Below are 23649 nucleotides of genomic sequence, written 5' to 3'. Positions count from 1 at the left end.
AGGCTGATACACTACGGGCCTTCCGAACCTGGAGGCGGAGGCAGTCGTTCCGCTTCCCCGGCACCCCGCGTCCCGCCCATGCAGGCGATGACGGCGGCAGCCGGCCAGTCGCCACAATCCATGCCGGCCCCGACGATTGGCGCATCCGTGCGCAAGGGGCGGCCGAAACGAATTCCATGTCTTTTTCAGAACTAGGCTTGTCTGACAAGCTTGTCCGCGCCGTGGCGGAGCAGGGCTATACCACGCCCACGCCGATCCAGGCGCAAGCCATTCCCGCGATCCTGAAGGGCGGCGACCTGCTCGCCGGCGCCCAGACCGGTACCGGCAAGACCGCCGGTTTCACGCTGCCGATGCTGCAACTGCTGTCGCGCGCCGAGCCGCCGGCCCGCGGCGAACGGCCCCGCATCCGCGCGCTGGTGCTGACGCCGACGCGCGAACTGGCCGCGCAGGTCGAAGAAAGCGTGCGCAACTACGGCAAGTACCTGCGCCTGCGTTCGATGGTGATGTTCGGCGGCGTTGGCATCCACCCGCAGATCGACCAGCTCAAGCGCGGCGTCGATATCGTGGTGGCCACGCCCGGCCGTCTGCTGGACCACGTGGGCCAGCGCACGATCGATCTGTCGCATGTCGAGATGCTGGTGCTGGACGAGGCCGACCGCATGCTGGACATGGGCTTCATCCATGACATCCGCAAGATCCTGAACGTGCTGCCGCCCAAGCGGCAGAACCTGCTGTTCTCGGCGACCTTCTCCGACGAGATCCGCGCGCTGGCCGACCGCCTGCTCGACAATCCGGCCTCGATCGAGGTCGCGCGCCGCAACACCACGGCCGAGACCGTGGCGCAGCGCGTCTATGCGGTCGATCGCGAGCGCAAGCGCGAACTGCTGGCGCACCTGGTGCGCGAGCACGACTGGCACCAGGTGCTGGTCTTCACCCGCACCAAGCACGGCGCCAACCGGCTGGCCGAGCAGCTGAGCAAGGAAGGCCTGTCGGCGCTGGCGATCCACGGCAACAAGAGCCAGTCGGCGCGCACGCGTGCGCTGTCCGAGTTCAAGGCCGGCACGCTGCGGCTGCTGGTGGCGACCGACATCGCCGCGCGCGGCATCGATATCGACCAGCTGCCCCATGTGGTCAACTTCGACCTGCCGAACGTGCCGGAAGACTATGTGCACCGGATCGGCCGTACCGGCCGCGCCGGCGCCGAGGGCGAGGCGGTGTCGCTGGTCTGCGTCGACGAGCATGGCCTGTTGCGCGACATCGAGCGCTTGATCAAGCGCAAGCTCGAGCAGATCGTGCTGCCGGGCTTCGAGCCGGATCCGACCATCGCGCCCGAGCCGATCCAGAAGGGCCGCCAGGCGCGCGGCCAGAATGGCGGCGGCGGACGGGGGCGTTCGCAGGGTGCCGGCAATCCTGGCGGTAATGGTGCCGGTAAGGGCTCAGGCGCACCGTCGGGCGAGCGCCGTACGGAAGCGCGGCCGCCGCGCCAGCCGCGTTCCCCGCGTCCGCAGGAAGCAGGCGTTGCGCCGCAGCGCAACGGCAAGCCCGGCGGCCAGGCCAATGGCCAGGTGAAGGGCCCCGGCCGCCCGGCCGGCAATGGCGAACGTGCGCAGGCCGCGCCGCGCCCGGCGTCCGAGTCGAACGGTCCGTCGCGCAACCGCCGCCCCGGCCCGCAGGCGGCATTGCTCGGCGGACAGCGTTCGCGGCAGGGGTCCTGACGCGCGCGGTGTCCTAAGCTAGCGCTTAGCCATGGTGACGTCGCCCGATCCCGCCGCCTCGCCGGACATTCCGTTCGCGGGGCTGACGCCCGACCTGATCCTCGATGCGCTCGAGGCGGCCGGCTTCATGCCGGACGGCCGGCTGCTGGCGCTGAACAGCTACGAGAATCGGGTCTGGCAGGCCGGGGTCGAGGACGGCGCGCCACTGGTGATGAAGTTCTACCGTCCCGGACGCTGGAGCGACGCCGCCATCCTCGAGGAACATGCCTTCGTGCGGCAGCTCGCCGAGGCCGAGATCCCCGCCGTGCCGCCGCTCGAGTGCGGCGGCAGCACGCTGCTGTCGCATGCGGGCTTTCGCTTCGCGGTGTTCCCGCGCTGCGGCGGCCGCGAGCCCGAGCTCAATCGCGCCGATACGCTGACCTGGCTGGGCCGATTCATCGGCCGCATCCATGCCGTGGGCGCGACCCGGCCCTATCTTCATCGGCCCGCGCTCGATGTCGAGACCTTCGGCGTGGCGCCGCGCGACTGGCTGCTGGCGCAGGACTGCATCCCGGCCGATCTGCGGCCGGCCTGGCAGGCCGCCGCCGATCTCGCCATCGATGGCGTGCGGCGCTGCTACGAGCGCGCGGGCGACGTGGCGATGCTGCGGCTGCATGGCGACTGCCATCGCGGCAACCTGTTGTGGATCGACGCGGATCAGGCCCGCGGCGGCAGCGCCGGTCCGCATTTCGTCGACTTCGACGACAGCCGGACCGGCCCCGCGGTACAGGACCTGTGGATGCTGCTGGAGGGAGACCGCGCCGCGATGCAGAGCCAGTTGGCCGATATCGTGGCCGGCTACGAGGACTTCGCCGAATTCCCGACGCGCGAACTGCATCTGGTCGAGGCGCTGCGCACGCTGCGCCTGCTGCACTACAGCGCCTGGCTGGCGAGCCGCTGGAACGATCCGGCCTTTCCGGCCGCGTTTCCGTGGTTCGGCACGGCGCGCTACTGGCAGGACCGCATCCTCGAACTGCGCGAACAGATCGCGCTGATGGACGAGCCGCCGCTGTGGTCGGCTTGATCGCGGCTTGATCCCGAGTTGATCGCGAGTTGATCGGCCGGGCTGCCGATCGTCCCGGGCGCGACCGCGGCGCTCGTCACACTGTGGGCCTGGAATGGCCCGCATCATCAGGCCATCACACCATCACGCCTTCTCCGGCGCCTTTACCAGGATCACCGGGCACGACGCATGCGCCACCACGCGGCCGGCGACCGAGCCGAGCACCGCGTCGAAGAACGATCCGCGGCCATGGGTGCCGATCACGATCGCATCGGCGTTGACCGATTTGGCCAGCGCCACGATCCGGTCCGGCGGAAAGCCGCTCAGCGCATGCTTTTCCACGCGCAGCTGCGCGGCGGCCAGGATGTCGCAGACCGAGCGCATCGCCTTTTCGCTCTCCTCCCGATGCCAGTCGTCGATCGCGTCCTTGCTGACGAAGGCGCGGACCTGTCCGGTGACCTCCGGGGCGACGTGCACCACATGCACGGTCCGTTCGCCCTGCAGCAGCTTCCCTTCGGCGATAAAGCGGGCGGCGGCGTCGCTGAAGGCGGAGCCGTCAGTGGCGAGCACGATATGGGTCATGGCGAGGGTTCTCCTATCAGGGGCCTTGCAGGCGTTGTCGACGGCCAGGCGGTTCGGCGTTGCCGTGCCTGGCTGAATTCATGATGGCAGCTAGGCGGCGATCTCGCCATGATTCCGGTCAAAAACTCGGCACTTCGCCGAATTGCATGCCTGATCCTGCACTTACTGCGACAGCAGCATCCCCGTAAAGGTCACTAGCCAGCCACTGGCGAGGCAGGCGCCGATCCACGCCGCCACGATCAGTGCATTGTCTCGAACGCTCATCGCTCGCTCCTTCGCTTCGTCACAACGTGCCGGCTCATTCGCCGATCGGAGCGGGGTAATCGCCGCGGGTGCTGGTACGTGCGCCCTCGCTGTAGACGTCGTGCGTGCGGGCGCCGTCCCCGTAGACGTTGAAGGCGCGCCCGCCGTCGGCGAAGCGGTCCGTCGAGCGGAACGTGTAGCCATAGTCGTCGCCGGCATGCGATCCGCGCACCGGCGCGGCGAACACGCTGTTCAGCGACAGCAGCGCGGTACCGGCGATGGCGGCGCTGAGAACCAGGCGGGTGGTGGTGATCTTCATGATTTTCTCCATTTGTTGAATTTTTAAGAATCGTTTTGCGGCGGGATGTCGTCAGCCGATGTGAGAAGAATAGGCTCACATCCGGGCAGCGACGCGACGCTGCCTCGTATCAGTTATTCAAAGTTTTTAACAATGCGAATGCTTGTGCTGCACCGGCCTGGGCCTTGCCCACTCCGCGTGCCGGCGGGCATCGCATAGGCTGTTGCTCGCACTTTCGTTTCGGAGGGCCGAAGTGCGTGCCGGGAACCGTCGTTCCTTGTCCATTTCCTTCATTTCCGGACGCCCCGCTTGATAGGCTTCGCTCTCCCCACGGATGACCAACCTCTGATTGCGCTTTATGGCCCAACAGTTCGATTCGCAACTCGACGTTTCCATTCTTTCCGTCCTGCTTGACGACGGTGGTCCCCGCCGCTGGATGAGCGCCGAGGACGTGGCGCACGGCCTTGCCGCCCTCGGCGTCGCCGAGCCGCCCGCCGAGGTGCTGCAGCAGCGGCTGGTGCTGTTGCTCGCCGACGGCTCGGCGGAGTGCCGCGCGCAAGGGCGCGGCCTGATGTGGCGCCGCGCCGAAGGCGCCGGCCGGATGCTGTCCAACGCCGGCACCTGGCTCAGCGACGAGGAGGCGCTGGCCCTGCAGGTGCTGAAACGGTTCGCCGGCCGCCAGATCACCTCGGTGATGGCGACCCTGCTGCGGCCGTTGTTCGATGCCGCCGAGTCGCAACTGCGCCGGCGCAGCGGCGAGGGCGGCACCGGGCGGATCGCCTGGCATCGCAAGGTATCGGTGGTCGAGCGCAGTTCGCCGCTGGTGCCGCCGCGGCTGCGCGAGGTCGTGCTGCTGCCGGTGCTGACGGCGGTCTTCGAGGAGCGCTGCCTGGAGGTCGTCTACCGGCCGCGCTTCGAACCGGAGAGCAAGCGCGTGCTGATGCCGCTCGGCGTGGTCGAGAAGGCCGGCATGGTCTATCTGGGCGGACTGGAAGACGAAGAGCCGGCACCGCAATGCCTGCGGCTGGACCGCGTCCACGCGGCGCACGCGTTGAAGGAGCGCTTCATCTATCCCGACCATTTCTCGCTGGCCGACTACGTCGAAGAGGCAGCCGAATTCGGGCTGCACGGCGACGGCAATATCAAGCTGGCGGTGCGCTTTGCCAAGGGCTGCGGCGACATCGTGCGCGACGCGCCGATGGCGCCCGATCAGACCGAGGAGATCGGCCCCGACGGTTCGCTGGTGGTTCGCTGCACGGTGGAGATGGCCGATTGGCTGGTGCGCTGGCTGCGCTCGTTCGGGCCGCAGGTCGAGGTGCTGGAGCCGGTGGCGCTGCGCCGCGCGCTGGCGCTCGAGGTCAAGTCGATGGCGCGGGCTTACTGCCGGAACTGAGGACGGAACTGGGGGGCGGGTGGTGGGGAGGGGTTCCCGAGAGGAGCCCCGATCGGGACCCTGGAGGGCGGCGCCAAAACAAAAAGGGGTCAGCTTGCGCTGACCCCTTCGAAATACTGGTGGCGAATCAGGGACTCGAACCCCGGACCTGCGGATTATGATTCCGTCGCTCTAACCGACTGAGCTAATTCGCCGACGAAGACCGCCATTATACGGGCCGCTGGATCGCTGTCAACACTTTTGTGCGGTCCACGGGTATCCGGATGCCAAAAAAAAACCGGCGGCCCTGGCCGACCGCCGGTTTCGCCGCCGGCCCCCGGGCCGGCGTGGCGCGGTCGAAGATCAGTCGTGCGCGTAGATATCGACGTCCTTGGTCTCGCGGATGAACAGCGAGCCGATCACCAGCGTGATGCCGGCGATCACGATCGGGTACCACAGGCCGTAGTAGATGTTGCCGTTCTGCGCGACCAGGGCGAACGAGATGGTCGGCAGCATGCCGCCGAACCAGCCGTTGCCGATGTGGTAGGGCAGGGACATCGAGGTGTAGCGGATGCGGGTCGGGAACAGCTCGACCAGCATCGCGGCGATCGGACCGTAGACCATGGTCACGTAGATCACCAGGATCACCAGGATCACCAGCACCATCACCGTGTTCATCTCGGCGGGATCGGCCTTGGTCGGATAGCCGGCGGCCGTCATGGCCGAGGCGACCTCCTTCTTGAAGGCATCGATCTTCGCCTTGCTGTCCGGATCGAAGCTGTGTCCCTGCGGCACCAGCGAGGCGTTGAAGGCCTGGATCTCGCGATCGCCGATCTTGACGGTGGCGGTGGTGCCGGCCGGCGCCTCGACGACTTCATAGCTTGCCGACGACTGCGCCAGCGTGCGCTTGGCGATGTCGCAGGAGCTGCGGAAGTCGATCTCGCGCGCGATCGGGCTGCCCTGGAACGAGCACTGCTTCGGATCGGCGGTGACGACGATCTGGGCCGACTGCTGGGCGCGTTCGAGCGCCGGGTTGGCGTAGTGGGTCAGCGCCTTGAACAGCGGGAAGTAGGTCAGCATCGCCAGCGCGCAGCCGGCCATGATGATCCACTTGCGGCCGATCTTGTCCGACAGCGCGCCGAAGAACACGAAGAACGGCGTACCGATCACCAGCGCGCCGGCGATCAGCAGGTTCGCGGTCTTGGCGTCGACCTTCAGCACCTGGGTCAGGAAGAACAGCGCGTAGAACTGGCCGGTGTACCAGACCACGGCCTGGCCGGCGGTCAGGCCCACCAGCGCCAGGATCACGATCTTCAGGTTGCGCCATTGCGCGAACGATTCCGTCAGCGGCGCCTTCGACGTCTTGCCCTCGGACTTCATCCGCTGGAACGCCGGCGATTCGGCCATCGACAGCCGGATGTAGACCGACATGCCGAGCAGCACGATCGACAGCAGGAACGGGATGCGCCAGCCCCAGACCTCGAAGTCGGGACCCGTCAGCTGACGGCACACCAGGATCACGATCAGCGACATGAACAGGCCGAGCGTCGCCGTGGTCTGGATCCAGGACGTGTACGAGCCGCGCTTGCCGTGCGGCGCGTGTTCGGCGACGTAGGTCGCCGCACCGCCGTACTCGCCGCCGAGCGCCAGGCCCTGCAGCATCCGCAGCGCGATCAGGATCACCGGTGCGGCCCAGCCGATGGTGGCGTAGCTGGGCAGCAGGCCGACGATGAAGGTCGACACGCCCATGATCAGGATCGTCACCAGGAACGTGTACTTGCGACCGATCATGTCGCCGAGCCGGCCGAACACCAGCGCGCCGAACGGCCGCACGATGAAGCCGGCGGCAAAGGCGAGCAGCGCGAAGATGAAGGCCGAGGTCGGATCGAGGCCGGCGAAGAACTGCTTGGCGATGATCGCCGCCAGCGAACCGTACAGATAAAAGTCGTACCACTCGAACACGGTGCCGAGCGACGAGGCGAGAATGACCTTCCTCTCCTCGCGCGTCATCGGCGCATTCTGCGCACTGCCTCCCGGCACTGCGACATTCTGGGCGTTAGCCATCTTGTCTCCTCCTACTGTTCAGGGGTCCTTTCGCACGGCCGCGCTACGCGGGCGGCAACGCCGCGTACCGGCGGAGGCCGTCGAATGTGTGTGGATTCTGGGAGGCGAAACTTACGGCGTTCTGACAGGGAAGGGCGCGCGGGGGCCCTTATTGCTCGGGGTATACGCTAGCGCCGCGCGGCGATTGGGCTCGCCTTGCCACGGCCGGTGCGATGCTGCGATGCGGGATGGCAGGGCGCGCGAGGGGGCGGCGATCCGCGCTGCGCGCGGCAGCAGGCACGGCGGCGTTCAGCGGTGCCGCGCAGCATCGCCATCGTCGGCGTGCGCGGCATCGTCGGCGGGCTCGCCGATCTCGCGGTCGGCGCGGTTCATGCGCCAGGCGTAGGCGGCGGCCATCAGCACGTACAGGATCAGCAAGCCTTGCGCGCCGGCCCAGAACGAGAAGGGCCAGCCGAAGAAGTCGAAGCGCAGTTCGCGCGCGAACCAGCTGACGCCGAACGTGCCGGCAAACCACAGCGCGAGCAGTACCGCGGTCCAGCGCAGGTTGGTGCGCCAGGCGGCCGCGGCGCGCTGCTGGCGCGCGAGCCGGACCGGATCGGGCGCGTTCATGCCGCCTCCCCGGGCGCCGGACGCCGCAGCGTGACGCGCAGCCGTGCACCGGCCAGGCGCGGCTGCTGCTGGTAGACGTGGTCCTCGATGGCGACGTCGCCGCCGTGCTGCTGCACGATCTCGCGCACGATCGCCAGGCCCAGCCCGCTGCCCTCGGTGCTGGTGCCCAGCACGCGATAGAAGCGCTCCATCACGTGCGGCCGCTCGGCCGGCGGAATGCCGGGCCCGGTATCCTCGACGTCCAGATAGGCGAACGGCTCGAACGGATCGGCGCTGACCCGCACGGTGGCGTGGCCTCCCGGCGGCGTGTAGCGGATCGCGTTGTCGAGCAGGTTGTTCAGCATCTCCGTCAGCATCAGGCGATTGCCCCGGACCATCACCGGATGGTCGGACGCATCGAGGCCGAGGTCGATGCGCTTGGCCCAGGCCTGCGGCAGCCAGTCCTTGACCACCTCGCGCGCCAGCGCGGCCAGGTCGAGCGGCGCCATATTGCCGCTGCCGGCGAAGTTCTCCATGCGTGCCAGCGACAGCAGCTGCGTGACCAGATGCGCGGTGCGCTGCGAGCTGCCGGCGATCTGCGCCAGCGACTTGCGCAGTTCCTCCGGCGACTGCTCCCGCTGCGCCAGTTCGGCCTGCATGCGCAGCCCGGCCAGCGGGGTCTTCATCTGGTGCGCGGCATCGGCGATGAAGCGCTTCTGCGTCTGCACCGATTGATCGAGCCGCTCGAGCAGTTCGTTGAACGAGGCGACCAGCGGCGTGATCTCCTGCGGCGCGGCCTGTTCGTCGATCGGGCTGGTGTCGCCAGGATTGCGCGCGCGGATGCGCTGCTGGATCGCGGTCAGCGGCGCCAGCCCGCGCGACAGCCCGAACCACACCAGCAGCACCGCCAGCGGCAGGATCACGAACTGCGGCAGGATCACGCCCTTGATGATCTCGTTGGCCAGCCGCGCGCGCTTGTCGAGCGTCTCGGCGACCTGTACCAGCACCGGATGGCCGCCCGGCACCGCCGGCATCTCGACGTAGGTATACGCCACGCGCACGTCGTTGCCGGCGACCTGATCGTCGCGCAGCGACACCAGTCCGGCGTGGCCGCGGTCCTCCTCGACCGGCAGCGGCAGGTCGCGATCGCCCGCCACCAGCTCGCCGCGTGTGCCGACCACCTGGTAGTAGACCGCGTCGGTCTCGTCCGCGCGCAGGATCTCGCGGGCCGACAGCGGCAGCTGCAGCGTCACGCCGCCGTTGACCTCGCGCACCTGCTGCGACAGCACGATCGCGCTCGATTCGAGCGCGCGATCGTAAGGCCCGTTGGCGATCGACTTGGCGACCAGATAGGTCACCGCGATGCTCAGCGGCCACAGCAGCAGCAGCGGTGCCAGCATCCAGTCGAGGATCTCGCCGAACAGCGAGCGCGGCGACGCGTGCGCGGCGTCGTCTTCCAGATGGGGCAGCGCGTCGGCCAGCATCTCGTCGCTGACCTCGTCCTCGGCGCGGGGTGCGGAGCCGGCGCGGCGGCGGGCGTCGGTTGGCGCCGGCGACGGGCGTTTCCAGGGCAGGCGCAGCGGATACATGCGAAGGGCGGGAGCGATGAGAGCGGCCGGTGGCGGGTCAGGGTGGCAGGGAAGGCCGCGGCGTCGCCGGCGTCCGTGTCGGTGTTCGCGGCGGCGTCAGCGCAGTCAGGGATGCGCTGACGCCGGGGCCGGCTGGTATTTCTCCAGGCAGTAGCCGAGCCCGCGCACGGTGGCGATGCGGATGCCGCCGACCTCGATCTTCTTGCGCAGCCGGTGCACGTAGACCTCGATCGCATTGTTGCTGACCTCCTCGCCCCATTCGCACAGATGGTCGACCAGCTGCTCCTTCGACACCAGCCGGCCGGAGCGCGTCAGCAGGATCTCCAGCAGGCCGACCTCGCGGGCCGACAGGTCCAGCATCTGGTCGTTCAGATAGGCGATGCGGCCGACCTGGTCGAACGCGAGCGGGCCGTGCCGCATCAGCGTCGCGCCGCCGCCGGTGCCGCGCCGCACCAGCGCGCGCACGCGCGCCTCGAGTTCGGACAGCGCGAAGGGCTTGGCCATATAGTCGTCGGCGCCCAGGTCCAGGCCCTTGACCCGCTCGTCGACGCTGTCGGCCGCGGTCAGGATCAGCACCGGCACCATCGCGCCGCGGGCGCGCAGCCGCTTGAGCACCTCGAGCCCAGGCATGCGGGGCAGCCCCAGATCGAGAATCACCAGGTCGTAGGCCTGCGTCGACAGCGCCGAATCGGCTTCCATGCCGTTGGCCACATGATCGACCGCATAGCCGGAATGGCGCAGGGAACGGGTCAGGCCGTCGGCCAGCACGTCGTCGTCTTCGGCAATCAGAATGCGCATGGTGGTCTCCCCTGGCCTGGCGGGTGGGCGCTGGCGGGCGCCGCTCCCCCTGTCGTCCCGATCGGCATGCGCACTATGGAATGAAATGGGGCTTGCCAAGCATACTGTTTTTTTATACAGTACCCGCTGATTCCAGGCGGGCGCATGGGGCTGGATCGCAACCGAGGCCACGCGTCGGAGATCGCGCCGGTCAACCGGGCATTTTTGAGCCGATGCTGATTCACGGCTGCCATGCTCCGCCTCTAGAATGCGTTGCCGCAGCGCGCTCCGACGATGCAGACCGCCGGGGTGGCGCGGGTCGGGCGCGTGGGTCTGCGTAACGAGTGGCCGCACAATATCGGCTTCGAATAGCAGGCGGCGCGCCGCATGCGGCCTATTTATACACCATTGACGGAAGGACGACCATGGATGACGGCAAGAAGGCAGCTGGCGTGAGCGCCGAGAAGCAGAAGGCGCTGGCGGCCGCGCTGGCGCAGATCGAGAAGCAGTTCGGCAAGGGCTCGATCATGCGGATGGGCGATGGCGAGGTCGAGCAGGATATCCAGGTGGTGTCGACCGGCTCGCTGGGCCTGGATGTCGCGCTGGGCGTCGGCGGCCTGCCGCGCGGCCGGGTCGTCGAGATCTACGGCCCGGAATCGTCGGGCAAGACCACGCTGACGCTGCAGGTGGTCGCCGAGATGCAGAAGCTGGGCGGCACCTGCGCGTTCGTCGATGCCGAGCACGCGCTGGACGTCAACTACGCGAGCAAGCTGGGCGTCAACGTCGGCGACCTGCTGATCTCGCAGCCGGACACCGGCGAACAGGCGCTGGAAATCACCGACGCGCTGGTGCGCTCCGGCTCGGTCGACCTGATCGTGATCGACTCGGTCGCGGCGCTGGTGCCGCGGGCCGAAATCGAAGGCGAGATGGGCGACGCGCTGCCGGGCCTGCAGGCCCGCCTGATGAGCCAGGCGCTGCGCAAGCTGACCGGCACCATCAAGCGCACCAACTGCCTGGTGATCTTCATCAACCAGATCCGCATGAAGATCGGCGTGATGTTCGGCTCGCCGGAAACCACCACGGGCGGTAACGCGCTGAAGTTCTACGCCTCGGTCCGCCTCGACATCCGCCGCATCGGCTCGATCAAGAAGGGCGACGACGTGATCGGCAACGAGACCAAGGTCAAGGTGGTCAAGAACAAGGTGTCGCCGCCGTTCCGCGAGGCCTTCTTCGACATCCTGTACGGCCAGGGCATCTCGCGCCAGGGCGAGATCATCGACCTCGGCGTGGACGCCAAGATCGTCGAGAAGTCGGGCGCCTGGTACAGCTACAACGGCGAGAAGATCGGCCAGGGCAAGGACAATGCGCGCGAATTCCTGCGCGAGAATCCCGATATCGCCAACGAAATCGAGAACAAGGTCCGCGCCGCCCTCGGCGTGGTGCCGATGAACGGCACGCCGGCGCTGGCGGAAGAGTAAGCGGGTTGATGATGTTCTCCCTCTCCCCCTCAGGGGGGAGGGTCGGGGAGAGCGGGTGGTTTCAACCCGCGGCCGCATGCCAGGCGCCGCTTGCCTTTCTCCCCACCCCTCTCCCGCAAGCGGGAGGGGGAGTCTGCCCAGCATCGCGATCGCGCTACATCCCAAGCCGTCTTCATGCCCCGTCCCCCGCTGTCCCTGAAAGCGCGCGCGGTCGGCTACCTGTCGCGCCGCGAGCATAGCCGCGCAGAGCTGGCGCGCAAGCTGGCGCCGCATGCCGAGTCGCCGGAGGAACTGGAGCGCCTGCTCGATACGCTCGAGCGCGAGAACTGGCTGTCCAACGCCCGCTTTGCCGAGAGCCTGGTGCACCGGCGCGCCAGCCGCTATGGCGCTTCCCGCGTCATGCAGGAAGCCCGCACGCACCAGCTCGACGGCGAGCAACTGGCCGACCTGCAGCAGCAGCTGCGCGCCACGGAACTGGAGCGCGCGCGAGAGGTCTGGCGCAAGCGCTTTGGCGTGGCGCCGGCCACGCCGGAGGAAAAGGCCAAACAGCTGCGCTTCCTGACGGCGCGCGGCTTTTCCCAGGCGGCGATCAGCCGGGTGATCCGCGACGCCGATCTGCCGCCGGACGAGCAGCCCGAGTGAGATGGTTCGAATGAACGGCGTGCCGGATCGGCCCAGAGGCGGAGTGTGATGCAGACGCCCCGGTAGTCCGATCATCCGCGCCGACAATCCGGGCCGACACTGCACACATCCGGGTATTCCCGGCCAATGTGGCTCGGCATGTTAAACTCCACGAGTTTTCCGCAAGCGCGCCGCGAATTCGTGCGCCCGCAGCAAATCGTCTTCAGACGCCGGTTCCACCGCGTCTTCCCTTGTCACAGCCTGGTGCCATGCCGCTTTCCGCCCCCGTCAATCGCGCCCTGCGTCATCGCCGCGCCATCACGGCCGAGGCGTATCTCCGCGAAGACGGCCTGTGGGACATCGAGGCCCGGCTCACCGACACCAAGCCCCGCGACATTCCGCTGGCCGGCGGCGGCGTGCGGCCGATCGGCCAGCCGCTGCACGACCTGTGGCTGCGCGTGACCATCGACCTGCGCATGAACGTGGTCGACGCCGAGGCCTGCTCGGACTGGGTTCCCTATCCCGGCCACTGCGACACCATCGGCCCGGCCTACCGCCAGCTGATCGGCCTGAACCTGATGAAGGGCTTTCGCAAGGCCGTGCGCGAGCGCCTGGGCGGCGTGGCCGGCTGCACCCATCTGACCGAGCTGGCCGGGATCCTGCCGACGACGGCAATCCAGGCCTTTGCTGGCGACGTCTTCAAGATTCGCGACGGCGCCAGCGACGACAGCAATCCCGAACCGCCCTACCAGCTGCATGGCTGCCATGCGCTGCATTTCGAAGGGGAAGTGGTTCGCCAGTTTTACCCGCGCTGGTACGGACACCAGCCGAAACCGAGAGTCCGGGCCGATGCGCCCGCGGCCTCGCCGCCGCAGTCACCGCCGCAGTCACCGCAATCCGCGCAGGCGATTCCCGACGACGACGGCGCCGCCTCGCACCGGTCCACCGGAACCTCCGGGTGAGATGCCGGGGTCCCCACCGAGATCTCGACCTCTCCCGCTTCATCACCACGCTTTACTACCCGGCTTTTCTACCCATTTACGCCTACCCGAAAGGAAACACGCATGAATATCCATGAGTACCAAGGCAAGGAAATCCTGCGCAAATACAATGTGCCGGTTCCGCGCGGTATCCCCGCATTCTCGGTCGAAGAAGCGCTGAAGGCGGCCGAACAGCTTGGCGGCCCGGTGTGGGTCGTCAAGGCGCAGATTCACGCCGGCGGCCGCGGCAAGGGTGGCGGCGTCAAGGTGGCCAAGAGCCTGGACGAGGTCAAGACCTATGCCAGCAACATCCTGGGCATGCAGCTGGTCACGCACCAGACCGGTCCGGAGGGCAAGAAGGTCAATCGCCTGCTGATCGAAGAAGGCGCCGACATCAAGAAGGAACTGTACGTCAGCCTGGTCGTCGACCGCGTGTCGCAGAAGGTCGCGCTGATGGCCTCGAGCGAAGGCGGCATGGACATCGAGGAAGTCGCCGCGCAGACGCCCGAGAAGATCCACACGCTGATCATCGAGCCGTCGATCGGCCTGACCGACAAGGACGCGGACGACATCGCCCGCAAGATCGGCGTGCCCGACGCCAGCGTGCCGCAAGCGCGCCAGGCGCTGCAGGGGCTGTACAAGGCGTTCTGGGACACCGACGCCTCGCTGGCCGAAATCAACCCGATGATCCTGACCGGCGACGGCAAGGTGATCGCGCTCGATGCCAAGTTCAACTTCGATTCGAACGCGCTGTTCCGCCACCCGGAAATCGTCGCCTACCGCGACCTGGACGAAGAAGATCCGGCTGAAATCGAAGCCTCGAAGTTCGACCTGGCCTACATCTCGCTCGACGGCAATATCGGCTGCCTGGTCAACGGCGCCGGCCTGGCGATGGCCACCATGGACACCATCAAGCTGTTCGGCGGCGAGCCGGCCAACTTCCTCGACGTGGGCGGCGGCGCCACCACCGAGAAGGTGACCGAGGCCTTCAAGCTGATGCTGAAGAACCCGAACGTGCAGGCCATCCTGGTCAACATCTTCGGCGGCATCATGCGCTGCGACGTGATCGCCGAAGGCGTGATCTCGGCCTCGAAGGCGGTGCAGCTCGGCGTGCCGCTGGTCGTCCGCATGAAGGGCACCAACGAAGACCTCGGCAAGAAGATGCTGGCCGAGTCGGGCCTGCCGATCATCTCCGCCGACACCATGGAAGAAGCGGCCCAGAAGGTGGTGGCCGCGGCCGCGGGCAAGTAAGCCAGACGCGAAACCGAAAGCGAGTGGCGTGGCGCCGTGCGCCCGCCGCGACAGCCAAGCAAAGGATTACAGCATGTCGATTCTGATCAACAAAGACACCAAGGTCATCACCCAAGGTATTACCGGCAAGACCGGCCAGTTCCACACCCGTGGCTGCCGCGACTACGCCAACGGCAAGAACGCGTTCGTTGCCGGCGTGAACCCGAAGAAGGCCGGCGAGGACTTCGAGGGCATTCCGATCTACGCCAGCGTCAAGGAAGCCAAGCAGCAGACCGGCGCGACCGTGTCGGTGATCTACGTTCCGCCCGCAGGCGCCGCCGCCGCGATCTGGGAAGCCGTCGACGCCGACCTGGACCTGGTGGTCTGCATCACCGAAGGCATCCCCGTGCGCGACATGATGGAAGTCAAGGACCGCATGCGCCGCGAAAACAAGAAGACGCTGCTGCTCGGACCGAACTGCCCGGGCCTGATCACGCCGGACGAAATCAAGATCGGCATCATGCCGGGCCACATCCACAAGAAGGGCCGCATCGGCGTGGTGTCGCGCTCGGGCACGCTGACCTATGAAGCCGTGGGCCAGCTGACCGCACTGGGCCTGGGCCAGTCGTCGGCCGTCGGCATCGGTGGTGACCCGATCAACGGTCTGAAGCACATCGACGTGATGAAGATGTTCAACGACGATCCGGATACGGATGCCGTCGTGATGATCGGCGAGATCGGCGGTCCGGACGAGGCCAACGCGGCCTACTGGATCAAGGACAACATGAAGAAGCCGGTGGTCGGCTTCATCGCCGGCGTCACGGCGCCTCCGGGCAAGCGCATGGGCCACGCCGGCGCGCTGATCTCGGGCGGTGCCGACACGGCGCAGGCCAAGCTGGAGATCATGGAGTCCTGCGGTATCAAGGTCACCAAGAACCCGTCGGAAATGGGCCGTCTGCTCAAGTCGATCCTGTAATACGGATCGGGACCGGTCCCGCCGGTCCGATCGGGGGCGCCGCATGCGACGGCGGTGCCCCAAAGACAATGCCCTCGCTCTCTGCGAGGGCATTGTCGTTTTGGCACCACTGGAGCAGCCAATAGATCATTTTCTGATGTATTTGCCGGTTTATTGAAATCAAAACGAAAGGTTGCTGCGGTACATCTCCATGTCTTGGGCGTCAGACATCCGAAACGCCGCAGTCGCGCCGTGCGCAGACCCCCCGCGCAGACGTCCCTGACACCCCGTCTTCATTCCAATTCCAATATCGACTTCGAGGAGCCACGCAGTGGAATTGCTGTCGTCCACCACGTTCTGGATCGCACTGGGATCCATCATCCTGACCAATATCGTGCTGTCCGGCGACAACGCCGTCGTGATCGCGCTGGCCTCGCGCAACCTGCCGCCGGCGCAGCAGAAGCGCGCGATCTTCTGGGGCAGCGCCGCCGCGATCATCATGCGCGTGGTGCTGACCGTCGCCGCGGTCAAGCTGCTGAGCCTGCCGTACCTGAAGATCGTCGGCGCGATCCTGCTGGTCTATATCGGCGTGCAGTTGCTGACCGGCGATGACGACGAGGAAGGCCATGACGCCAAGGACAATATCTGGGCCGCGATCCGCACCATCCTGATCGCGGACCTGGTGATGTCGCTGGACAACGTGGTGGCAGTCGCCGCCGCGGCCCAGAAGGGGCCCGACGGCAGCCAGCTGCTGCTGCTGGTGGTCGGCCTTGGTCTGTCGATTCCGCTGATCGTGTTCGGCAGCACGCTGCTGCTGAAGGTGATGGAACGCTTCCCGGTGATCATCGTCGCCGGTGCCGCACTGCTCGGCTATCTGGCCGGCGAGATGCTGGTCAGCGATCCGGTCGACGCCGCCTGGTTCGAAGTCCATGTGCCGCATGCCCACCTGGTGTTCGGCGCGGTTGGCGCGATCCTGGTGGTCGTGATCGGCAAGCTGATGCAGAAGCGCGGCGCGCGGACCGCCTGAGGTCGCGCGCGGCCGCGTTGCCCCGCGGGGGGACGCGGCCATGCGAAACGAGCCCGGCACGCCTTGGCGTTGCCGGGCTTTTTTCATCGGCGCACTTGCCGGAAGCGATCCGTGCGCGCCAGCGTTCGGGCCAACGCCACGATGCCAAATTTTGTGAACGTCCAGCGCAGCGCGGTCGGCCGGCTCGATACTGTCGGCCTTCGTACCGTTCGGGAGCCGCTCCATGCCAGTCGCCGCTCGCTCGCCGCAGGGCTGCCACGCCCATCGCACGCATGGCGCGCATCGCGTGCATCGCGTGCATCGTGTGCCGCGGGCCTTCACGTTGATCGAACTGATGGTGGTGGTCGCCATCATCGGCATCCTCGCCGCGATCGCGGTGCCGCAATATCGGGACGATACAATTCGGGCCAGGCTGTCGAGCGTGCTGACGGCGGCCGCGCCGCTGAAGATGGCGGTCAGCCTGTGCGCGCAGGAAGCGGGCGGCGTGCTGGACGATTGCAATGGCGACAATCCCGCCGCGGCGATCCCGCCGTTTGCACCGAACCGCGAGATTGCGCAGGCCTTCGTCAGCGGCCCCGGCGTGATCACGCTGACGCTCGCCGCCAGCGGACTGGGCGCCGGGGTCGACGGCAGGGACATCACGCTGCGGCCATCGGTCAACGCGACTTCGGTCAGTTGGGAGATCGCCACCACGATCGAGAACGCGGTCGCCAGGCAGTATGTCCTCAGGAACAGCCAGTCGCCGGCCGATACATCGCAGGCGAGGGCGTAGTCGGGTAGCGGCGCGGGTGTCATCGTGGACGGCGCCAACCAGGCCCGGCTGCGCAACGATCATCCTGGCGACGCGCCCATGGGCACGTCGCCTTCGTCGGGAATCGAATGTGAATTTGCGCAGGAACATTGCGCTGGAGTGCGCGTGCCCGCTGATGGCGATGGCCGTCGCGTTGCCGCCGCTAGTGTCAAGACACACGTTGCCGCTGGCGACCTTCTACGGCGAGTGGGCGTCCGCGCTGGCTTTCGTCGTGCTGTTGCTGTGGTCCGCCACGTTGCGTCCCACGGCGCCGGCCACGGCCGACGCCACAGCTGTCGGGCCCAGTGGCGTCCCGCTGGTGACCGCATTCTGCCTGTGGCTGATCGCGCTGGGCGCCGGCGCGACGCTGGCGGGCCAGCCGGACGTGACCGGCAGCCGCGGCCTGACGTTGGCCGCCTTGCTGCTCGCCACCGGCGCCATCTGGGCCGGCCATCGCTATCGCCGCGCGCTCGACGCCGACGCGGTGCTGACCGCGTTCGCCACGGCCTGGCTGGCGGCGGGGCTGTTCGGCACGCTGGCCCAGTGGGTGCAATTGTTCCGTCTCGAGGGTGACAGCTTCGGGCTGGTGTCCGACTATTTCTACGACACCAATCGCCGGCTGTGGGGCAACCTGAATCAGCCCAACCACCAGGCAACCGTGCATGGGCTGGCGCTGGCCGCGTCGGTCTGGCTGGCCTCGCGCGGCAAGCTGCGCGCGCTGCCCTGGCTCGTTGCGGTGGCGCTGATCGAGAGCGGCGTCGTGCTGTCCGGCTCGCGCACCGGCGTGCTCCATGTGGGGCTGGCCGCCTGCTATGCGCTGGTCGCAGCCTGGCTGGCGCGTTCCGCGCAGGACCAAAGGCCGGCGTCGACGTCCGGCCGCGGGAGCCTGCGCGCCCCGGCCGGGCTGGTGTGCGCCGCCGCGGCGCTGGTCGCGATGCTGATGCTGCTGCAGCCGTCAATCAAGGCGGCGGGGCAGGCGTTCGGCTGGTCGCTGTTCGACACCATGGCGCAACTGCAGGCCGGCGACCAGATCTCCGCACGCGGCGCGCTGTGGTCGCACGCGTGGGCGATGTTCGTCGCGCATCCGTGGTTCGGGGTCGGCTGGGGCGAATTCGGCTGGGCACAGTTCGAACAGCTGGCGCGGCTCGGCATCGTCGTCGAGATGTCGCTGCACGCGCACAACGCCGTGCTGGATCTGCTGGCCAAGACCGGCATCGTCGGCACCGCCGGCGTCGCGCTGTTCCTCGCCGCGTGGCTGTGGCGCGTGGTGCGCGCGCGGCTGTGGCGGGCGGATACGGCCGAACGCGCCCGCACCGCGGCGGCGCTGACCTGGCTGGCGATGCTGTGCGCGCATTCGATGCTCGAGTACCCGCTGCACTACCTGTATTTCTTGCTGCCTTTCTGTTTCCTGCTGGGATGGCTCGAGCCGGCCGCGCTGACGGTGGGCCGGATGCCGCGCGCGCTGGCAACGGCAGCCACCGCGGCGGTCGGCTTGGCCGCCGCCCTGGTGCTTGCGACCATGTGGCAGGACTACCGCCGCGTCGAGGCGCGCGAGTACGCCAGTTCGACGCGGGTCGACACCTTGCCGGCGCCGAGCCTGTGGTTCGGCCAGCACGCCGAGGCCCACCGGGCCGAGCTGGCGCCGCTGACCGCCGACGGCGCCGATGCCTGGCTGCCGGCCCATATTGCGGCGATCCACCTGTTGCCGACGCCGACAATGATCGCGCGCGGCGCCTGGCTGCTGGCGCTGAACGGCGAGCCGGAACGGGGCCGCCAATGGCTGGAGCGGTTGCGTTACTACTACCGGGGCGACGAGGCCGAGCAGTTCGCGCGGGTCGCCGGCTATTGCGACGGCGTCGACGCCGCCCGCCGTCCCCAGCCATTCTGCGAGTGGGTCCGGCAACGCCGTGCCGCCGGACCGATACCGCGGTAGGGCGGTAGCCGGAAGGGGGAATGACGCGCTGCGGCAAGCGATGGAGGCTGTCGTTTCCATGGAAGCGCGGCCCTGCGGCATTTCATCCCTCGGCACGATTTGTCACGCCAGTTCCGGCCCATAGACTCGCCCGGTGCCTGTGTCACACGGGAGAGACGAATGCGGACTGGCAAGCGCAGGATCCTGACGGCGGCTGTCCTCGGGCTGATCGCCATCATCACCACCGAGGTGCTGGCGCGCGCCGGCCTTGGGCTGGGCGATCCGCCGCTGTACCAGGCCGATCCGGACATCGAGTATCTGCTCAAGCCCAACCAGCGGGTGAAGCGCTTCGGCCATCGCTATGTGGTCAACCGCTTCGGCATGCGCTCCGAAGATTTCGAGCCGAAAAAGCGCGCTCCCGGCGAGCGGCGCGTGCTGGTGTTCGGCGATTCGGTCGTCAACGGCGGCGCGCAGGTCGACCAGGGCCGCTTGGCCACCGAGCAACTGCGCGCGCGGCTGGGGCAGGACGGCAAGGTCGCGACCGTCGGCAACGTCGCCGCGTTCAGTTGGGGGCCGGGCAACTGGCTGGCCTATGCGCGGCGCTTCGGGTTTCTCGACGCCGATACCGCGATCATCGTCGTCAACGGCGCCGACTATGGCGATGTGCCGACCTTTGCGCCGCTGCGGCAGGACACCCACCCGTCGCAGCCGCCGCTGTCGGCGCTGGTGGAGGGCGCCACCCGCTATCTGCCCGCCTATCTGGGACTGGACCAATCGTCGGGACCGCCGCGCGAATCGACGGACGCCGACCGCGCCGCCTCGCTGCGCGACCTGGCCGAACTGATCGTGATGGCCAAACGCGCCGGCCTGCAGGTCCGGCTGGTGCAGCACTACGAGCGCGACGAACTGGACGGCGCGGGCCTGCCCGCCGGCCTGGAGGCCTTCTCGCGGCTGTGCGAGGAATACGAGGTGCCGATCGTCAGCATGCGCGACGCCGAGCGCCGGGCGCGCGACGTGGCCTATCTCGACGAGATCCACCTGAGTCCGGAAGGGCAGGACCTGCTCGCCGACGCGCTGCTGGCCGCGGCCAATCTGCCGGCCGGCGGCCGCAACGTCGCCGCTTCCGGCCTGCACCACTAGCGCCGCGGCGCGGCGCGCATGCCCGGGGCACGACTGCGCGCGATGCCGCGCGCCGACCCGTACCGTCCTGACGCCTCCTGACGCCTCCTGACGCCCTTACGGGTTCTTGCCGCGCCTCACCGGCTCTTCACTGCGCCACCCAATCCCCCGACTTGCCGCCATGCTTCTCCAGCAGGCGGATGTCGCCCATCACCATGCCGCGGTCGGCGGCCTTGCACATGTCATAGATCGTCAGCAGCGCGACCTGCACGCCGGTCAGCGCTTCCATTTCGACGCCGGTCTGTCCGCGCGTCTCGGCGCGCACGGTGCAGCGCACGGTGCTGGCGGCCTCGTCGAGCGCGAAGTCGAGCGCGACCTTGGTCAGCGCCAGCGGATGGCACAGCGGAATCAGGTCGGCGGTGCGCTTGGTGGCCATGATGCCGGCGATGCGGGCGATGCCGAGCACGTCGCCCTTTTTCGCGGTGCCGTCGCGCACCAGCGTGAAGGTCTGCGGCGCCATCGCGATGGTGCCGGTGGCGATCGCCACGCGGTGGGTGGCGTCCTTGCCGCCGACATCCACCATGTGTGCCTGGCCGGCGGTATCGAAGTGAGTGAGCTTGCTCATGGTTGGCGTCGCATGGTTCGGGGTTGAAGCGAGAGAGGACCGAAGGAAACGAGGGAAACCGAGGGAAATCTGGAAGGGCTGGACAGCGCGGCAGGCGCGCCGGCCGGCGCGGAACGGTCGCGCCAGGCCGCTATCATAGCAACATGCTGATTTTCCGCCCCGTCGCCCGGCCAGCTCCGCCCGCCGATGCTTGCGCCGATGTTCGCGCCGATGTTCGCGCTGCCGGTCGCCGGCTCCAGGCGCCCGCATCGCCTCGTGTCGAGCCCCGCCATGCCGCGCTGCGTCGCCCGCTGGCCGCGCTGCTGATGCTGGCGCTTGCCACGCCCGCCTGGCCCCAGTCCGCTTCGTCGCCGGCAGGCAAGGCGGTGCCGTCGATCGCGCCGACGCTGCCGGGTTTGGGCGGCGACGCCAGCGATCAGGTCTACGACAACCTGAACCGCAGCGTGAAGGCGGGACAGCGGTCCGACTTCGGCCTGCGCAGCGGCAATCCGGTGGTCGAGAGCAACGGCATCCAGTTGCCGGACATGGGCGATCCTTCGACCGCGGCGCTGTCGCCGGACATGGAGAAGCGGCTGGGCGACCGCATCATGCGCGATATCCGCCGCGATCCGCAGTACGTCACCGACGCGTTGCTGGCCGACTATCTGAACGCGCTCGGCTACAAGCTGATCCAGGCCGCGCGCCGCCAGAATCTGGCCGGCACCACCGGCGGCGGCACCTTCGCGACGGGCTTCGAGCTGTTCGCCGTGCGCGACCGGACCATCAACGCGTTTGCGCTGCCCGGCGGCTATATCGGCGTGCATACCGGCCTGCTGGTGCAGTCGGAGACCGAGTCGGAACTGGCGTCGGTGCTCGGCCACGAGATCGGCCACGTTACGCAGCGCCATATCGCGCGCGGCATCACCAGCCAGGATCAGTCGATGTGGATCGCACTGGCCTCGATGGTGCTGGCCGGGCTGGCGGCGACCCGCAGCCCCGACGCCGCCGCGGCGCTGGCGATGGGCGGGCAGGGCGCGGCGTTGGCCAACCAGCTGTCGTTCTCGCGGGGCGCCGAGCGCGAGGCCGACCGGGTCGGCTTCCAGATCCTGTCGGCCGCGGGCTTCGATCCGCAGGGCATGCCGGACTTCTTCCGCCGTCTGCAGCGCGTCACCGGCATCTCGGAGAGCTCGGTGCCGTCCTATGTGCGTACCCACCCGCTGACCTCCGAGCGGATCGCCGACATGCAGGACCGCGCCAGCCATCTTCCGGTGCGCAAGGTCGGCAGCACGCCCGAGTACGAGTTCGCGCGGGTGCGCGCGCGCATCCTGCAGGAAGCGAATCCCACCGACATCCAGAACGCGCGCGCCGGGCTCCAGGCGCAGCTGTCCAGCGCGTCGCCGATGCGGCTGCCGGCAATTCACTACGGCATCGCCTTCGCCGAGCAGCGGCTGGGCCGGCTGGTGCAGGCCGAGCAGGCGCTGGCCGAGGCGCGCCGGCTGTACGGCAATATCCCGGGCGCGTCATCTGGCAGCCCGATGCTGGACGTGATGGCGATCGAACTGGCGCGCGCGCAGGGCCGCGTGCCGGACGCGGTCCGCCAGGCGCTGGCCTCGATGAAGACCTTCCCGCTGTCGCACGCGGTCGCGCTGTCGTATGCGGAGACGCTGCTGGGCGCCGGCCGTGCCGACGAGCTGGTGACCTTCCTGCGTTCGCGCACCCGCGAGGAAAGCGCGCGCGCCGAGTGGTGGGAACTGCTGGCGCGCGCCTACGCGGCGCAGGGCAAGCGCGTGCAGCAGCATCAGGCGCTGGCCGAGAAATACGCGCGCGACGGCGCCTATCAGGCCGCGATCGAACAGCTGCAGATCGCGCGCAAGGCCGGCGATGGCGACTTCTATACGCTGTCCGAGGTCGATGCGCGGCTGCACCAGCTCGAGCGCCAGTATCGGGAAGAGCGTCAGGACAACAAGGGCATCCCGAACTGAGCCGCCGCGGCTGTCCGTCCGGGCACGCGCCGGCGAGCGCCGTCAGCTGGCCGGCTGCTGCTGCTGCTGCTGATCCTGCTGCGGCGCCGGCCGCGGCTGCCGCACGAAGCCGAAGCGCCGCGGCACCTCGGCCTCGCCGATCGGCTCGATCGGCAGATCGCGGCCACCGAAATGAAACACGCCAAGGTCCGTGCCGCAGGCCTCGCCGTGCCAGTCGCAACTGCCGCTGAACGCGTCGAGATCGTGGTCGTGCAGCAGCGCCGCGTGCACACCGGCTTCCCCGTCGATCTCGCCGGCCAGCACCACATTGCCGTGCTCGTCGGCATGGCAGCAGCGGGGCGTGAAGGCCCGTTGCGACGTGGTATGGAACTGGCCCTCGTGCAGGCGCACCACCCACGGCGCGTAGGCCAGTTCGACGAACACGCGCTGCGGCCCGTTCTGAAAGAACCACGCGCCTTGCTCGTCGCGCAGGTAGTTGCGTTCGATGAAGCCGGCCAGCGCCGGATGCCGCAGCGGATCGCCGGACAGGCCATGCTGCTGCGCGTATTCGTTGCGGATCCGCCATTGGCCGCGCCGGTCCAGCGCGAGCCAGCCATAGCAGTAGGGGACATTGGGCCAGCGGGCCATCGCCTGCTTGACGATCTCGTCCATGCTCGTCTCCTGTTGAACGGCTTGCGCGCA

Annotated in this window: 21 protein-coding genes and 1 tRNA gene; 13 read left to right on the top strand and 9 right to left on the bottom strand. The window is 68.3% G+C overall.

The window, feature by feature from the left end; genetic code table 11:
• Positions 1–176 precede the first annotated feature (176 nt).
• Positions 177–1715, top strand: a complete 1539-nt coding sequence (locus FOB47_RS21425) for a DEAD/DEAH box helicase (RefSeq protein WP_174782071.1) — start codon at positions 177–179, stop codon at positions 1713–1715.
• Between the two features lie 31 nt (positions 1716–1746).
• Positions 1747–2778 carry a serine/threonine protein kinase gene (locus FOB47_RS21420; protein ID WP_170266009.1) on the top strand — a complete coding sequence of 344 codons (1032 nt, stop codon included), beginning with the start codon at positions 1747–1749 and terminating at the stop codon, positions 2776–2778.
• 123 nt (positions 2779–2901) lie between these two features.
• On the opposite strand, the gene FOB47_RS21415 is transcribed toward FOB47_RS21420, so the two are convergent.
• Both FOB47_RS21415 and FOB47_RS21410 read right to left on the bottom strand, forming a co-directional pair.
• Positions 2902–3339, bottom strand: a complete 438-nt coding sequence (locus tag FOB47_RS21415) for a universal stress protein (RefSeq protein WP_006579090.1) — start codon at positions 3337–3339, stop codon at positions 2902–2904.
• Between the two features lie 298 nt (positions 3340–3637).
• Positions 3638–3901: a hypothetical protein gene (locus FOB47_RS21410; protein WP_174782070.1), complete on the bottom strand. Its 264-nt coding sequence runs from the start codon at positions 3899–3901 to the stop codon at positions 3638–3640.
• 337 nt (positions 3902–4238) lie between these two features.
• Between FOB47_RS21410 and FOB47_RS21405 the strand changes: the two genes are divergently transcribed.
• On the top strand, positions 4239–5273 hold the full coding sequence (locus FOB47_RS21405; protein WP_174782069.1) for a helix-turn-helix transcriptional regulator: 1035 nt from the start codon (positions 4239–4241) through the stop codon (positions 5271–5273).
• 117 nt (positions 5274–5390) lie between these two features.
• Here the strand turns inward: FOB47_RS21405 and FOB47_RS21400 are convergent.
• The 5 genes from FOB47_RS21400 to FOB47_RS21380 all read right to left on the bottom strand — a co-directional run bounded on the left by FOB47_RS21400 (position 5391) and on the right by FOB47_RS21380 (position 10291).
• Positions 5391–5467: transfer RNA gene (locus FOB47_RS21400), tRNA-Met, on the bottom strand.
• Between the two features lie 148 nt (positions 5468–5615).
• Positions 5616–7316, bottom strand: a complete 1701-nt coding sequence (locus FOB47_RS21395) for an MFS transporter (RefSeq protein WP_174782068.1) — start codon at positions 7314–7316, stop codon at positions 5616–5618.
• A 288-nt stretch (positions 7317–7604) separates the two neighbouring features.
• Complete coding sequence (locus tag FOB47_RS21390) at positions 7605–7925, bottom strand: DUF4212 domain-containing protein (RefSeq protein WP_174782067.1); 321 nt, start codon at positions 7923–7925, stop codon at positions 7605–7607.
• Entirely contained in the window at positions 7922–9493 is a 1572-nt protein-coding gene (locus tag FOB47_RS21385; RefSeq protein ID WP_053822366.1) for a sensor histidine kinase, read from the bottom strand. The genes FOB47_RS21390 and FOB47_RS21385 overlap by 4 nt, the downstream gene beginning before the upstream one ends.
• Positions 9494–9598: 105 nt before the next feature.
• The gene (locus FOB47_RS21380) at positions 9599–10291 is read right to left on the bottom strand and encodes a response regulator (RefSeq protein ID WP_053822365.1); all 693 of its coding nucleotides are present in this window, start codon (positions 10289–10291) and stop codon (positions 9599–9601) included.
• Between the two features lie 404 nt (positions 10292–10695).
• Here FOB47_RS21380 and recA point away from each other — a divergent pair, with 404 nt between their 5' ends.
• The 9 genes from recA to FOB47_RS21335 all read left to right on the top strand — a co-directional run bounded on the left by recA (position 10696) and on the right by FOB47_RS21335 (position 20403).
• Complete coding sequence (gene recA, locus FOB47_RS21375; protein ID WP_006576703.1) at positions 10696–11748, top strand: recombinase RecA; 1053 nt, start codon at positions 10696–10698, stop codon at positions 11746–11748.
• 174 nt (positions 11749–11922) lie between these two features.
• Positions 11923–12390: a recombination regulator RecX gene (gene recX / locus FOB47_RS21370; protein WP_053822364.1), complete on the top strand. Its 468-nt coding sequence runs from the start codon at positions 11923–11925 to the stop codon at positions 12388–12390.
• Positions 12391–12638: 248 nt separating this feature from the next.
• The gene (locus FOB47_RS21365) at positions 12639–13331 is read left to right on the top strand and encodes a DUF2889 domain-containing protein (RefSeq protein ID WP_053822363.1); all 693 of its coding nucleotides are present in this window, start codon (positions 12639–12641) and stop codon (positions 13329–13331) included.
• 102 nt (positions 13332–13433) lie between these two features.
• The gene (gene sucC / locus FOB47_RS21360; protein WP_053822362.1) at positions 13434–14600 is read left to right on the top strand and encodes an ADP-forming succinate--CoA ligase subunit beta; all 1167 of its coding nucleotides are present in this window, start codon (positions 13434–13436) and stop codon (positions 14598–14600) included.
• 73 nt (positions 14601–14673) lie between these two features.
• A complete protein-coding gene (gene sucD / locus FOB47_RS21355; RefSeq protein ID WP_006576698.1) occupies positions 14674–15555 on the top strand; it encodes a succinate--CoA ligase subunit alpha in 882 nt (293 codons plus the stop codon).
• Positions 15556–15865: 310 nt separating this feature from the next.
• On the top strand, positions 15866–16561 hold the full coding sequence (locus tag FOB47_RS21350) for a TerC family protein (protein WP_174782066.1): 696 nt from the start codon (positions 15866–15868) through the stop codon (positions 16559–16561).
• 223 nt (positions 16562–16784) lie between these two features.
• On the top strand, positions 16785–17333 hold the full coding sequence (locus tag FOB47_RS26305) for a pilin (RefSeq protein WP_174782065.1): 549 nt from the start codon (positions 16785–16787) through the stop codon (positions 17331–17333).
• A gap of 160 nt (positions 17334–17493) precedes the next feature.
• The gene (locus FOB47_RS21340) at positions 17494–19284 is read left to right on the top strand and encodes a PglL family O-oligosaccharyltransferase (protein WP_174782530.1); all 1791 of its coding nucleotides are present in this window, start codon (positions 17494–17496) and stop codon (positions 19282–19284) included.
• A gap of 159 nt (positions 19285–19443) precedes the next feature.
• On the top strand, positions 19444–20403 hold the full coding sequence (locus FOB47_RS21335) for a hypothetical protein (protein ID WP_174782064.1): 960 nt from the start codon (positions 19444–19446) through the stop codon (positions 20401–20403).
• A 127-nt stretch (positions 20404–20530) separates the two neighbouring features.
• Here the strand turns inward: FOB47_RS21335 and moaC are convergent, their stop codons facing one another.
• The gene (gene moaC, locus FOB47_RS21330) at positions 20531–21007 is read right to left on the bottom strand and encodes a cyclic pyranopterin monophosphate synthase MoaC (protein WP_174782063.1); all 477 of its coding nucleotides are present in this window, start codon (positions 21005–21007) and stop codon (positions 20531–20533) included.
• Positions 21008–21312: 305 nt separating this feature from the next.
• Between moaC and FOB47_RS21325 the strand changes: the two genes are divergently transcribed.
• Complete coding sequence (locus tag FOB47_RS21325) at positions 21313–22968, top strand: beta-barrel assembly-enhancing protease (RefSeq protein ID WP_174782062.1); 1656 nt, start codon at positions 21313–21315, stop codon at positions 22966–22968.
• 42 nt (positions 22969–23010) lie between these two features.
• On the opposite strand, the gene FOB47_RS21320 is transcribed toward FOB47_RS21325, so the two are convergent.
• Positions 23011–23619 carry a DUF2946 family protein gene (locus FOB47_RS21320; protein ID WP_174782061.1) on the bottom strand — a complete coding sequence of 203 codons (609 nt, stop codon included), beginning with the start codon at positions 23617–23619 and terminating at the stop codon, positions 23011–23013.
• Positions 23620–23649: the final 30 nt, after the last annotated feature.

This window comes from Cupriavidus gilardii (assembly GCF_013347325.1).
GTDB lineage: Bacteria > Pseudomonadota > Gammaproteobacteria > Burkholderiales > Burkholderiaceae > Cupriavidus > Cupriavidus gilardii.
Note: the sequence above shows the minus strand (reverse complement) of the source record. Positions and strands in the feature narration are given on the sequence as shown.